General features: G+C 69.2%; 8 protein-coding genes and 1 pseudogene. 7 read left to right on the forward strand and 2 right to left on the reverse strand.

What is annotated here, in order from left to right; translation table 11 throughout:
- Nucleotides 1–306: 306 nt before the first annotated feature.
- The gene (locus tag QT196_RS05330) at nucleotides 307–1,131 is read left to right on the forward strand and encodes a hypothetical protein (RefSeq protein WP_290354455.1); all 825 of its coding nucleotides are present in this window, start codon (nucleotides 307–309) and stop codon (nucleotides 1,129–1,131) included.
- 82 nt (nucleotides 1,132–1,213) lie between these two features.
- On the opposite strand, the gene QT196_RS05335 is transcribed toward QT196_RS05330, so the two are convergent.
- On the reverse strand, nucleotides 1,214–4,003 hold the full coding sequence (locus QT196_RS05335) for an AAA family ATPase (RefSeq protein WP_168477857.1): 2,790 nt from the start codon (nucleotides 4,001–4,003) through the stop codon (nucleotides 1,214–1,216).
- A gap of 1,746 nt (nucleotides 4,004–5,749) precedes the next feature.
- Between QT196_RS05335 and QT196_RS05340 the strand changes: the two genes are divergently transcribed.
- From QT196_RS05340 to QT196_RS05355, 4 genes and pseudogenes are all read left to right on the forward strand, one after another.
- Entirely contained in the window at nucleotides 5,750–7,162 is a 1,413-nt protein-coding gene (locus tag QT196_RS05340; protein WP_290354456.1) for a class I adenylate-forming enzyme family protein, read from the forward strand.
- Nucleotides 7,163–7,220: 58 nt separating this feature from the next.
- Complete coding sequence (locus QT196_RS05345) at nucleotides 7,221–8,018, forward strand: carbon-nitrogen hydrolase family protein (protein WP_266734605.1); 798 nt, start codon at nucleotides 7,221–7,223, stop codon at nucleotides 8,016–8,018.
- A 610-nt stretch (nucleotides 8,019–8,628) separates the two neighbouring features.
- Nucleotides 8,629–10,752, forward strand: coding sequence for an alpha/beta fold hydrolase (locus QT196_RS05350; protein ID WP_168483578.1), 2,124 nt, complete (start codon nucleotides 8,629–8,631; stop codon nucleotides 10,750–10,752).
- Nucleotides 10,753–10,803: 51 nt separating this feature from the next.
- A pseudogene (locus tag QT196_RS05355) lies at nucleotides 10,804–10,925 on the forward strand (IS5/IS1182 family transposase); the annotation flags it as partial.
- A 27-nt stretch (nucleotides 10,926–10,952) separates the two neighbouring features.
- Here QT196_RS05355 and QT196_RS05360 read toward each other — a convergent pair.
- Nucleotides 10,953–11,387 (reverse strand): VOC family protein, encoded by a 435-nt coding sequence (locus tag QT196_RS05360; protein ID WP_168477859.1) that lies wholly within the window; start codon nucleotides 11,385–11,387, stop codon nucleotides 10,953–10,955.
- A 211-nt stretch (nucleotides 11,388–11,598) separates the two neighbouring features.
- On the opposite strand from QT196_RS05360, the gene QT196_RS05365 reads away from it, so the two are divergent.
- Together QT196_RS05365 and QT196_RS05370 are read left to right on the forward strand one after the other, a co-directional pair.
- On the forward strand, nucleotides 11,599–12,585 hold the full coding sequence (locus tag QT196_RS05365; RefSeq protein ID WP_290354457.1) for a hypothetical protein: 987 nt from the start codon (nucleotides 11,599–11,601) through the stop codon (nucleotides 12,583–12,585).
- 319 nt (nucleotides 12,586–12,904) lie between these two features.
- The gene (locus QT196_RS05370; RefSeq protein WP_168477861.1) at nucleotides 12,905–13,426 is read left to right on the forward strand and encodes a hypothetical protein; all 522 of its coding nucleotides are present in this window, start codon (nucleotides 12,905–12,907) and stop codon (nucleotides 13,424–13,426) included.
- Nucleotides 13,427–13,562 lie beyond the last annotated feature (136 nt).

Consider the following 13,562-nt stretch of genomic DNA (forward strand, 5'->3'; position numbering starts at 1 on the left):
CGCACGGCCCTCCGGATCCCCGCCGCGCTCGGCCACAAGCCCCAACACCTGGCTGGAAAAGGTGCCTTGGGCCCGCCAAGGATGGCCAGGTGAAGCCGCCGCCGACACTTTGTCCGCCGAGTCCGGCCCCTCTCTCCGCGGTAAGGAATGAGATATCGGGTAACCGGGGTAGAGGTAGCTCCACCCGTCGTGTAGCCGTAGCTTGATTCACGGAATGGACCGCCACGGCATATTTTCTGCATACGACGATTCACGATGCGCAAAGGTCCATACCGACTCCCCTCCCTCATCGCCAGGAGGTATTCGATGCGGTCGTCGCGCGGTGCAGCCGTCGCACCGGCCCGGGTCTACGGCGTCGGCGTCTGCGCCGGTCACCTCGTCGTGCATGACCCGTTGACCGGTACGACCCACCACCGGGACCAACTGATCACGGTGGGCCGCACGATGCTGCGGGCGAGTGAGGTCGCCGCGCACCCCGTGGCCGACCTGGCCGCGCTGGGCGGATCGTCGGCCCTCGGGGTGCGCTGGTCCCCGGTGGTGCAGCGCGATCCGTCCCCCGCGTGGGTGCCCGCGGACTCCGTGCACCGCCGGGCGGCGCGCGCGCTGGCCTGCGCCGGGCTGCTCACCGTGGACCTGCACGAGGTCGATCCGCTGCCCACCCCCGATCTCACCGATATCGCCGGTCATCTCACCGACGACGGCTGCACGGTCAGCCTCACCACCGATCGCTGCCCGGCCGAGCGCCACGCTGAGGCGCTCGCCGACTGTGTCGACGCACTGCGCATCTGCGTGGACACCGCGGCCACCGGACGGCACCGATTACGGCCCGACGAGCGCGAGCACCGACTCAGACGCCTGGTCTCCGGTACCCGCGCCATGGCCGCGGCCGGGCTGCCCACCCAGCTGTACACCCGCGTCATCCCGCCCCCGCCGGGGAACGCCGCGACCCGGTGGCTGGTCGAGCTCGCGGACGCCGTCGGCGCGCACGGGGTGACCTTCGCCCGCCCCCAGGAGGACGGCACGCTGGCGCTGCCGGACCCGGCCGACCGGGACGCCGACGCACCGCCCTGCGGAACGCTCAAGCCGCTGGACGTTCCACTGGACACGGTGTGTCTGCGCGCCGATGTCTGAGGCAGCCGTCCGCCGCGCCCGTAGTGGCACGCGGCTTCGACTCCCGTATTGCGCCCGGCAGTTGGTGCCGCGTGCCCGCCGGTCAGGCGATATCCGCGATGTCCGCCGGGAGCCCGACCGGCAGATCCGCCCGGCGCTTGATGTTCAACTTCCGGTACACCCTCGTCAGATGCTGCTCCACGGTGCTCACGGTGATGTGCAGCTTCCGGCCGATCTCCCGGTTCGTCCGCCCCAGCGCGGCGAGCGCGGCCACCCGGCGCTCGGCCTCGCTCAGCACGGCCATGCCCTCGGCGTCCTCCCACTGGCTCGTGGCCGGCTCGCTGTTCAGCGGCTCCCTGGTGGCGAGCAGCTGATGGGACAACTGCTCGGCATGGCAGCTCTTGGCGAGTTGCAGCGCGCGGCGCCGGATCAGCTGGGCGCGGTCCAGTTTGCCGAGGATCTGCCAGACCTGACCGAGTTCGACGAACGCCTGGGCCAGCTGGTAGCGGTCCCCGCCGGCCTGCAACAGATCGACGACCTCGCCGAGCAGCGGCAGTCGCTGTTTGAGGTCGCTGACCGAGGCGAGGATGCCGAGGGAGATCCCGCGCATCCGGGTGGAGTCCGGCCCGATCATGCGTAGTTGATCCTTGATGAGCTCCCTGGCCCGGTCCGTCTGACCCACCCTGACCAGGGCCTGGGCCAGGTCACCGCGCCAGGGCAGCGTCATCGGGTGATCAAGCTTCCACTTGACCACGAGATCACCCACGGCCTCGAAATCCTCCAGCGCGGCATGCGGCCGGTCCGTCGCGAGATGGAAATGCCCCCGCGCCGTCCGGTACTGGAGCCCGTAACGGGTGTCCATCATGGACTGCGGGATCATCTGATGGAGAAGCGCCTCGGCCCGGTCGAAGTGGCCACGCATCGTCGCGGCATGTATCGCATGCGACAGCGGGGAACCGATCGCCACGCCCCAGCTCCGTGCGGAGAGGGCCGTCAAGGCGCTGCACGCGTCCCGTTCCGCATCGGCGAGATCACCGAGCCGGAGGCTGACCGCGGCCCGGGTGTCCAGCAGCACCCCGCGCCAGGCGGCGGCGTGCTGGCCCTCGGCCTTCTGGAGCAGCTCATTGCACCAGTACATCGCGCGCTCGAACCGCTCGGCAGCGAGGAGTTCATGCAGCGCGGAGATCACCGATGCCAGCGGAGTCTCCCGGACCCGGGCCCGTTGCAGCACCTGCTCGGGCCCGTCCACGGCCGGGGCGGGTGCGGTGCCACGAGGAAGGACGGCGGTGTGCGGCCGGCGCACCGGGCCCGGGGAACTCATGGGTTCGGCCATCGCGGCGTGCCGTTCGACCTGGGCGAAGATCTGCGGATACCAGCGGGCGAGCCACTGGCGGGTCAGCCTCCGTTCGGCCGGATCGCGGGAGCCGTCGCCCTCGGGCAGGGCGCCGAGGCATTCCAGCGCGCGCACCGCTTCCTTGGGGCGGCCGTGCCATGCCAGCGAACGGACCAGCCGCATCACCTCACGGCCGCTGAGCAACTCCTTCTCCAGCGCCGTCTGCAAGGGCCCGTGGTGCCGGGTCGCGGCCGCGGGGCTGATCGTCCACTGCACCCAGGCGAGCCGGGCGGTGAGCATGGCGCGCTTGTGCTCGTCGCCGCAGGAGCGGCTGGCGAACTCCAGGTACTGCACGGCCTCCGCCACCTTGCCGCCCGCCAGCGCCTGCTCCGCGTGGGCCAGCGCCTGGTCGGCGGCGGCATGCAGCACCCGGACGGCCCAGGGCTCGTCGGCCTCACCGGCGGCCAGCAGGTAACCCACCACATCCGAAGGCGCCACGCCGTCGTGGTGCAGCAGCTCGGCCGCGCGGCGATTCAGTGCGGAACGCTCCTCGGGCGTGAGTTCGTCCAGTACAGCGGTCCGGGTGCCGTGGTAGCGGAACTGGGCGTCGGTGGTCAGCCCCGCCAGCTCCAGGGTTTCCAGCGCACCGCCCACGACTGACGGCCGCACGTCCAGGAATCGGGCCAGCAGCGCGGGGGCGGCGAACTCACCGAGCACCGCGACGGCCCGCGCCGTCCGCAGCAGTTGCGGGCCGCCGCGGCGCAGGATCGCCAGCACGGCCCTGGTGAACGCCTGCCCGGCGACCGGTTCGACCGCCGCTCCGGCGGCCGCCTCCTGGTCCGGCGCCAGACTGTCGTCGATCAGGGCATGCGTCAGCAGGGGGTTGCCACCGGTCACGGCGTAACTGCCGGGTGCCTGCTGATCGGCGACCAAGGAGTCCAGCCGCTGGGCGAGCAGCTGCCCGACCCCCTCCGGGGACAACGGGGACAGCGTGAACTGCCGCGAGTACGGCTGCCGGAGCGCCTCCGCCACCAGCTCGGACGGCGCCTCGGTCCCCTGGCTGAGCAGCAGCATCACCCGCGCGGTACCGATCCGGTGCTGGAGGTACGTCAGCACTTGGAGCGAGGCGCTGTCAGCGAACTGGTGATCGTCCACGGTGATCACCAACGGCCCCTGCCTGCTGAGTTCGAGCAGCCCGACGCACAGATCGTGCGCGGCCCTGGTCCCGGACTGCGCAGAGGACGGCGCTTCGCCCCCCACCTGGGGCGTGGTCAGACCCGCCAGGTGGGACAGCGGCTCGGTGGCTTCCGGCCGGGTGGTCGCCCCGCTGAGGAACTGCTCGATCACACCGAAGCGGAGCGATTGCTCACTGGGCGCGCCCGAGGCCCGCAACAGCGTGGCGCCCGCGGCCACCGCATGCTTCTCGAACGCCCTGAGCAGGGCAGTCTTACCACTGGCGATTCCCCCTCGTATCACCGCTACCTTGCCGCACCCTTTGGCACTGTCACTCAATGCGGCGCGTAGCTCCGACATCACTGCTTCTCGTTCCACTAACCCCATGCAGCTCTTCCTCCCCGAAGAAGAACCCCGGGCGCACCTCTCCTGCCCGAGGCAATGCACATTCCCCACAAGATTTACTTGAACGACGGCAGTGCCGGTCGGTGCGAGTACCACACGCTCACCGGAACGCTCATCGTCATCAACATTTTCCCGCCGTCTGGCTCCACCCCGAGTGCACGGGTGAAATCTGACCGGCGAAACAGATCAGGCAAACGTTGTCAACCAACGCTGTAAAACTTGACTCAGGAGTCAATATCGAATTTCAAGAATCGCAACAAGCAAGAAGACAACATCGCCTCCGGAGGCACTATTCCACGCCGCATGGCACTCATCGCGGGGGTGGAATTCCCCGCTCGTAAGCACCCGGAAGGCAGATTTAAGCGAGAATTCACGACCTCCCGAATGCAGAAAACGCACACTTGAAATCCACACCACAGAACATCAAGAGGCGTTAAAGTCGGCGTTTTCATGTCGCAAAGGCACTACGGTCAATAATATGAACGATCACACCCCTGGGGTTCAAGCCGGTCCGGTGTGACGACAGTCACATGGAGGCCGCTGAGTGTACGCCACCGACCGGCGTGCCATTCGCGCGAAATTCGGAATCCGATCAGGGTCCGGCTGCCGCGGAATTTCAGGTTCCGGGAGCCGGTACATCGTCACGGAATTCATGATTCCGCAGTTTTCATTGCCGCTACCTGTGCAGACACGAACCGGCCGAGCCATCCGGAACCCCCCGTTCGATCAGCGGAACAACCGCTTCCACCCGGCGGTCGACGACGCGGCGCCGTCAGATGTTCACACGACGCACCAACCACGCTTCTCGGCCTCCTGGGCCTTCCGCAAGGCCTCCTGAGTATGAGTCACGTAAAAGTGCGCTTGAGCAACCAATTGGAGGTCGCACACCATCAGCGCAGCCCACGGGCCGAAACTCCCGCACACACCTCGACGGACGAGCGGCACTACGTGGACACCAACGGCCGGCAGGCACTTCTCCGCACCATCACACCGTGACTACCCCACCCCGCGGCGCAATCCGCAGCGGAGCGAAGGAAGTTGGCGTGGCAGCGCATGACCCCGCCTTGACACGTCCACACGAGGCGCTACCCAGAGTAAGTACAAGAACTGACCTGTGAGTAACCCGCAAAAGTCAGTTCATCCCGCCGGCCCGGGCCCCCACGGGTGGCACCACGAAGGAGGCCAGGGGCGGTGCACGGACACCTGAGCCGGTGCGGCGGAAGATGGCCGAAAGGAATTACCGGGGTGGCGCGGCGCGACGTATCACGCCCCCGGGCAGGAAGGTGAACACGGACGAAATCCGGCAGGCGGAATTGCCCCGCGAAACCAAGATCGAGCATGCTGCCGTCCGCCGCACCTCGAACGCCGCGGCGACGGTGGGCAGGCCACGGCGAACGCGCCCGCGCACACGCCACTCCCCCCGCCCGCGTTCGCCCCCCGTGTTCGCCGGACGCCTTCTCACAGCGGCGCCGATACCCGCGGTGCGCCCTGCGCAACGTCCCTGGTGGGCCCGGCCCGCAACGGAATTCCGGCCGGAACGCCCCGAGTCCGGGGCGGCAAGAGAAGGGACCTTAGGGGTGCGGATAAGGGTTCCCTCCCCGCGCCCCCGCTTCCAGACTCGCCGTAGGTGAGGCACGTGCCCTGCCCTGTCGGCTGGGCGGCTCCCACTGGATTTCCGTAGTGATGCCGCATGTGAGGTCTGCCCACGAGGAAGGAAGCGTGCGACCAGTGAACGCAAAGATCTTTGCCCCTGACTCGGTGCGGACCCTGTCCGAATTCGAGCACGACGCACTTCGCATCGCGCAGGTACTCGGCGAGCGGGGCGTCGGCCCCGGAGACCGGGTCATGCTCAAGGCCGGCAACTCACCCGCCTGGGTGGCGACACTGCTCGGGCTGATGCACATAGGCGCCTCGATCGTGCTGGTCGACCAGCAGGAGCATGCGGAGCCGACCCGGCGGATCATCCTGCGGACCGGTACGAAGCTGGTCCTCAGTGACGAGGACTCACCGCTCGACAGCAACCAGGAAGCCGTGCACCTCTACGAGTTGCTGGTGTCCGCCGCCGGCCGGCAGGTCACGGGCGAGCGGCTGACCGCCGACGCCTGGTGCGAGCTCCCCGACGGCCTGATCATGTGGACCTCCGGCTCGACCGGCACCCCCAAGGGCGTGGTCAAGTCGGGCCGCAAGTTCCTGAAGAACCTCGAACGGAACGCGGCGCAGGTCGGGCACCGGGAGGACGACGTCCTGCTGCCGCTGCTGCCGTTCGCCCACCAATACGGCCTCTCCATGGTGCTGATCGCCTGGCTGAAGCGGTGTTCGCTGGTGATCGCCCCGTACCGGCGGCTGGACCGCGCGCTCCTGATGGCGGAGGAGTCAGGAGCCACGGTCATCGACGCCACGCCGTCCAGCTACCGCAGCATGCTCAACCTCGCCTCGCGGAAGCCGAGTCTGCGCCCCGGGCTGGCGGGGGCGCGGATGTTCTGCGTCGGCGCGGCGCCGCTGGACGATCCGCTGGTCGGCCAGTACGAGACGGAGTTCGGACGGCCGCTGCTGGACAGCTACGGCAGCACCGAACTGGGCAATATCGCCTTCGCGACGCCGGACAACCCGGTGGCGTGCGGGCAGGCGATGGACGGTATCCGGGTGCGCGTCGTCGACGACGAGGGCCGGGCGGTCCCCGCTGGCGAGCCCGGCGAGGTGGAGGTGAACACCCCCGACGCACTGGAGGGGTACCTCGCCGAGGACGGCACCCTCCAGCCCGCCCCCCAGGGCTGGCAGCGCACCGGCGATCTCGGCCGGCTCGACGCCGACGGCAATCTGATCGTCCTGGGCCGCAAATACGCGGTGCACCGCAAGGGGTACACCCTCTACCCCGAACTGATCGAACGCAGTGTGGCGGCGCAGGGCTGTTCCGTCAGGATCGTCGCCCTGCCCGACGAGCGGCGTGGCGCCCAGCTCGTCTTCTTCGTGGAGGACGACAAGGGCCAGGAGGACGCGTACTGGCGCGAGCGGCTCTGTGGCATGCTGGCGGCCTACGAGCACCCTGACCGGGTTGTCGTGCTCGAACACTTCCCGCTCAACCGCAACGGCAAGCCGGACAAGCGGCAGTTGGAGCATCTCGCCCGGGCCCGCGGCCGGTGAGGTCGCCGCCGGCGGCACCGGCACCGCCGGCGGGTGTCACCCCCGGAGGACGTACGCAGTGAAGATCGCCTGCCTTCAGACCGTCTGTGGCCCGACGGACTTCCCGCAGACCCTCGACAGGCTGCGGGACGCCGCGGGGAAGGCGGCCGCCGAGGGCGCCGAGCTGCTGCTCGCTCCCGAGATGACCCTCGGCGGCTATCCGCTCCAGCCCGCGGCCCTCGCGCAGTCGGCCGGCACCGCGGACGGTTCGCAGTGCACCGCGGTCTCCGAGATCGCCCGGGAAGCCGGGATCGCGATGGCGTACGGCTGGCCCGAGAGGAACGGTGCACACCTCTACAACGCGGTGCGGCTCGTCGGCCGGGACGGGCGGCCGCTGGCCGTCTACCGCAAGGCGCATCTCTACGGCCGGGCCGAGCACGAGCTGTTCACCCCTGGGGACAAAGGCGTGGTCCAGGCCTCCCTGGGCGGCCTGACGGTGGGCATGCTGATCTGCTACGACGTCGAGTTCCCCGAGGCCGTACGGGCCCACGCGCTCGCCGGCACGGATCTGCTCCTGGTCCCCACGGGCCTGATGAGCCCCTGGGATTTCGTCGCCCGGACCCTCGTGCCCGCCCGCGCCTTCGAGAGTCAGCTCTACGTCGCCTACGCCAACTGGACCGGCGAGCACGGCGGCCTCCGCTTCTGCGGCCGCACCACGATCGCCGCCCCGGACGGCACGGTGGAATGCCTCGACCCCGCCGCCGCCTCCGACGGGGACCAGCTCCTGTTCGGCAAGGTGGACCCCACCACACTGGCCTCGGCGCGCCGCACCACGACCTACCTCAGGGACCGCCGCCCGGAGCTGTACGCGGGCTGATCGCGGCCGGTCCCACCCACGGCTGCCGCGGCCGGTCCCACCCACCGCTGCCGCACTTATCCACAGCCACGACGGGATCTGCGCCAACTCGCCCTGACTTCAATAATCTTCAGTACATGAAGCACCAGACGCTATTGCAGGAGCGCGACCTGCTCGGCCCGGGCAAAGTGCTCGGCATCGGGGGCGGGGTCCGACGAAGACCGCGCGCACACCCCGCCGACCCCCGACGCTGACCCCCAGTTCTCCAACAACCTGCTCTCGTCACGCCGACGGGGCCCTGTGATAGAAGTACAGAGATCGTCGGTCCCTACGATCTCCGGGAGCGGCCGCCCTCACGCACGGCGTCACAGCCCACAGTGCTTGGCTTCTCAGGCCACCTTCTGCACCACCACCATGGCCACGGCTTCGTCCCGTCGCCAGCCCTTCATCCCGCTGCGCCCGGTCACTTACCGGCGCTCAGCGCTGCACCGATCCACACCTCACAGCCAGGCCTTTTCCCTGAATCCGAAATATGCCTAGGTTGCACCCAGGGCTTGCCGCGCCCCGGGACCGCCGCAGACCGGAACGCCCTCAGCATCTGGAGGACAGCATCTTGCACAGCAGCACCCTGATGTCCGAGCAGTCCACGAACTCCGCTGACTTTCCCCGCCAGTTCGCCCGCACCCGCCGTTTCTCCCTGGGCGTTCCAAGGCATTTCACCGTCTCCCCCGACGGCCACCGGGTGCTCTTCATCCGCACGGGCTCGGGCACCGATCCGGTAGGCCGGCTGTGGCAGTACGAGGACGGCACGGAACGGCTGTTGGCCGATCCGGCGCTCCTGGTAGGGGCCGGTTCCGGAGCGGTCCCCGAGGAGGAGCGGCTGCGCCGGGAGCGCGCTCGTGAGCGGTCGGTGGGAGTGGTGTCGTACGCGACGGATGATGCCGCCCGTCTGGTGGCGTTCGCGCTGTCGGGGGCCCTGTGGGCGGTCCGTACCGACGGCGGCACACCGTTCTCCGTCCCCGCGGCCGGTCCGGTGGTCGACCCCCGCCCCTCCCCCGACGGCCGGTACATCGCCTACGTGAGCCGCCGCTGCCTCCACATCGTCGATCTGACCGGCGCCGACCGGCAACTGGCCCGTGCGGAGGACCCGGAGATCTCCTACGGTCTCGCCGAGTACGCCGCCGCCGAATCCATGCAGCGGTCGCGCGGCTACTGGTGGGCGCCGGACAGCCGCCACCTCCTGGTGGCCAGGGTCGACACCAGCCCCGTGGAACGGCGCTACCTCAGCGATCCGGCCGACCCGACGAAGCCGCCGCAGGCGATCCGCTACCCGTCGGCCGGCACCGCCAATGCGGAGGTCACCCTGGAGCTCCTCTCGCTGGAGGGCGAGCGGGTCGAGGTGGAGTGGGACCGTAAGGCGTACGAGTACGTCGTGGCGGCCGGCTGGGACGCGCACGGTCCGTTCGTCACCGTGCAGAGCCGCGACCAGCGCATCATGCGCACGCTCGCGGTCGATCCGGAGACCGGTGCCACCGAAGTGCTCCATGAACGGACCGACCCCGCCTGGGTGGAGATCATCACGGGCACCCCGGCCCGTACGGCGTCGGGCGCCCTGGTGCTCCCCGAGGACGAGGGCGACACCCGCTATCTGACCGTCGGCGGCCAACGGATCACCCCGCAGGGGCTACAGCTGTGCGCGGTCCTCGGGGTCGAGGGCGAGCAGGTGCTGTTCACCGCGAGCGACGACCCGCTGGAGACCCATGTGTGGTGCCATGAGCCCGGCCACGGCCTCCGTAGGCTGAGCCGGGAGCCCGGCAGGTATACGGGGGCGGCGCGGGGCGGCACGCTCGTCCTGGCGGGCCTGACCCCACGGGGCAACGAGGTGGCCGTACTGCGGGGCGACGGGACTGCCGGGGCTGCCGGGGACCCGCCGTACCAGACCCTCACCTCGCTTGCCGAGGAACCGTCGATCACCCCGCGACCGGTCCATCTGACCCTCGGCGAACGCCAGTTGCGCGGCGTCCTCTACCTGCCGTCGTGGCACGAGAAGGGCACCGGAAAGCTGCCGGTACTCCTCGACCCGTACGGCGGGCCGGGCATGCAGGTCGTAGGACGGGCCCGGGACTGGTTCACCTGTGTCTCGCAGTGGTTCGCCGAGCAGGGTTTCGCGGTGCTGGCGGTCGACGGACGCGGGACCCCGAACCGCGGCCCGGCCTGGGACAAGACCATTCACGGCGACCAGCTCGGCCCGGCGCTGGCGGACCAGGTGGACGCGCTACAGGCAGCCGCGGCGCAGTGCGGCGACCTGGATCTGACACGGGTGGCGATCCGCGGCTGGTCCTTCGGCGGGTTCCTGGCCGCGGCCGCCGTGCTGTACCACCCCGAGATCTTCCACGCGGCGGTCGCCGGTGCCCCGCCCACCGACATGCGGATGTACGACACCCACTGGAAGGAGCGCTACCTGGGCCACCCGGAGGAGCAACCGGAAAACTATGGGCGCACCTCCCTGATAGGCCACGGTCATCTGCTGAGCCGCCCACTACTGCTGGTCCACGGCCTCGCGGACGACAATGTGGCAGCCGCACACACCCTCCGCTTCTCGGCCGAACTACTCGCAGCAGGCAAACCCCACAGCGTGCTCCCCCTCCCCGGCGCCACCCACCTCCCAGCCGACGACACGGTCAACGCCCAACTTCTGTACTTCCAGCGGGACTTCCTGATGAACGCGTTGGAGGGAGGCGCCGGCAAGAAGTGATAGGCGCGGGAAGGCCGGGCGGTCTTCGGGCGGCCAGGGGCTTTCCCATAGAAGGCCGCCGTCGGCCGGGCTACGGCCCTCGCGGACGGCGGCTATCAGGGCACCGGCCTGCTCATCCCACACCGCCACGTGAACGCGGCCAGACCGAACTGCCAGCTCGGAAAGAGGAGCACAAGCCGACTCCCCGGCTCGGAGAGTACTCAGTCGATACAGAAATCGTTGCCCTCGATGTCCAGCATCGGGATGCACGACTCGTTTTCCTCATCGGCATACAGTGTTTGCACGTGGGTCGCACCGAGCGCGACCAGTCGTGCGCACTCGGCTTCGAGCGTGGCGAGGCGCTCGTCCCCCACAAGCCCGGTGCCGACCCGCACATCAAGATGCACCCGATTCTTAACGACTTTCCCCTCCGGGACGCGCTGGAAGTACAGGCGCGGGCCCACACCTGAGGGATCACTGCAAGCGAACCATGATCCCTGCTGCTCAGGAGGCAAGGTGCGGTGGAAATCGTCCCAGGTGGTGAACCCCTCCGGTGGCGGCGGTATGACGTACCCCAACACTTCACACCAGAAGCGAGCGAGACGCTCAGGTTCTGCGCAGTCAAAGGTGACTTGGAACTTCTTGATCGCCGACATCGGCGCACCGTACCGCGTACCAGAAGGACTCTGCCGCTCATTTCCCCAGGCGGATCCGCCCACGGCCCCCTTCCGCGCCCTACCCATCACGGCACCGGCCCCCGCTCGCTGATCCGGCCTGCCCCGGGGGCCTGATCCGAACGAAGGACCCTAGCCTTGGCGACCGATGGCGCGACGGTGCGCCGCACACCTCGGAGGGACGAAGGCAACGATGCGGGCACGGACCGAACTGCACGACACCGACTGGACCGGGGCCGAACACGCCTACGGCGACGGAGCGGACACCCTCAAGTGGCTTCTCGACGCCTGTGGCGAGGACCCGGATCGCGCCGAGCGGGCTGTTGGCGTCCTCCACAACTGTCTGGTCCACCAGGGAAGCGTCTATGCGGGGTCGGCAAGGGCGTACCCCGTTCTCGTGGACCTCCTGCTCGACCCCACGGCACCCGGCCGGGCAACCCTCGCCGACCTGCTGCTCGGCATCACCATCGGCATCGCGGAGACCGAAGCCGTACACCGCGAAATCCGTGCGGCCCACACACGGGCAACACCCCGCCTGCTCCCCCTCCTCGCCGACCCGGCCCGTGAAGTGCGGCACCGCATCGCCTACGTGACCGGGTTGCGCACCGGGCACGAGGAACTGGCCGTACGTGCGCTGGCCGAGCGCGCGCTCAGCGAACCGGACCCGCTCATCGCGGCGGTCATGACCGGCGGCGTCGCCCGGCACGACGTCGCCGGCCGCGCCGCGTGGCTCTCCGGTGCTCTGGCGCCCCGTCACTCGCCTGCTGTGCGCGCCGCCGCGGCGTGGGGCATCGCCCAAGCCGGACTGCCATGGACCACCGAGGCGACCACCGCCGTCGCCGAGGCTTGGGCGCACGGCGACGTGCTCAACGGCGATGTCATTGAAGGCGAACAGTGGCGCTGGTCGGACAACCCGCTGGCAGAAACGCTCATCGTCATGGCTGACCCGGTCCGCGCGGCCGAGATCTGCCTACGGCTGACCCAGTCGCAAGACGAGGACACCGCAGAGTGCGGCGCCGTCGCCGCCGTAGCCCTGCTGGAGGAACACCCCCACACATACCCGGCGTTCACCCCCGTGATCGCCGCCACCCGCGCCCACCGAGACACCCAAATCCGCTCTTATGCTGACGACCTCGAAGCCCTCACTCCAGCGGACGAGGGGGACCACACCGTGCACTAGGTCTTGCGCTCGGACCAGGCCCCGGATCAGGCCGGATCAGCGAGCGGGGGCCGGTGCCGTGATGCGTGTGACGGGGAAGGGAGCCATGGCGGAGCCCGACCGGCCGACGACAAGGCCGACGCGGCACGGGGGTCGGGTGGCTTCGTCCACGAGCTCGAACAGCACATCGACACCGACTCGGGAGACAGCAAACCCACGAGACCGCAGGCAATGTTCACGAGATTTGACTGCACCACCAAGGTGCGGCCGGAGCCGACTCGGCGCCTTGACGTACGTTCGGACCTATGACACGTGCCCTGAAATCCCGGCTGGTGGCCCAATGAGCGGCTGGTGGGCCTATCTGGAAGAACGGACCTGCCCGGCGGTCGACGCCGACGTACTGCGGGATCGTCGGCTGTCGGCGGTCAGGTCCGTCTGGGACGCACTGCGGCCCTTGGGGGTGGGTCTGCACGAGGCCGAGCGGGTGGTCTACGCGCGATACCAGGCCCTCGGCGACCGAGTGCAGCTTACGCCTCCCGATCCACACGACCTCGCCTCACTCGAAACCCGCGCCGCGGCTCTGCCGGGCCCTGTGGCAGCGGTAGAGGCGCTTTGGGACGGCGATACCGTGCACAACTGGTTCGTGCTCTTGGTCGCGGTCCTGGACGCCCCAGATGGGGAAGGGCACCTGGCGACCTTCTACCAACGCCCTGACGGCTCTCCTCCTGGCGTTGCCGCCGCCAAAACCGGCCGCGCGCTAGCCGACCGCCTTGGTGTGCCGTTCCACTTCGCTTCCCCGGACATCCCTGATGACGACGCTCCGCGCTGGCGGACGCTCCAGCGACTGGCGGAAGAGCCGTGACCCGCGAGTCATGAGTGGATCACGGTGACCTCACAGGAAGCCGGACCATTTGGTGCCGTCCGTTCTCCTGCACATCGCCCCCGTGTCGATCCAGCTGCCTCCCGAGATGGTGAACAACTACTGCCAACACTCGTGA

The organism is Streptomyces sp. P9-2B-2 (assembly GCF_030406865.1).
In the GTDB taxonomy this organism is placed as follows: domain Bacteria; phylum Actinomycetota; class Actinomycetes; order Streptomycetales; family Streptomycetaceae; genus Streptomyces; species Streptomyces platensis.

What these genes read in the sequence shown, in the direction of transcription:
- QT196_RS05330 (WP_290354455.1), top strand. Translation starts at nt 307, where the DNA reads ATGCGGTCGTCGCGCGGTGCAGCCGTCGCACCGGCCCGGGTCTACGGC.
- QT196_RS05335 (WP_168477857.1), bottom strand. Translation starts at nt 4,003, where the DNA reads ATGGGGTTAGTGGAACGAGAAGCAGTGATGTCGGAGCTACGCGCCGCA.
- QT196_RS05350 (WP_168483578.1), top strand. Translation starts at nt 8,629, where the DNA reads ATGTCCGAGCAGTCCACGAACTCCGCTGACTTTCCCCGCCAGTTCGCC.
- QT196_RS05360 (WP_168477859.1), bottom strand. Translation starts at nt 11,387, where the DNA reads ATGTCGGCGATCAAGAAGTTCCAAGTCACCTTTGACTGCGCAGAACCT.
- QT196_RS05365 (WP_290354457.1), top strand. Translation starts at nt 11,599, where the DNA reads ATGCGGGCACGGACCGAACTGCACGACACCGACTGGACCGGGGCCGAA.
- QT196_RS05370 (WP_168477861.1), top strand. Translation starts at nt 12,905, where the DNA reads ATGAGCGGCTGGTGGGCCTATCTGGAAGAACGGACCTGCCCGGCGGTC.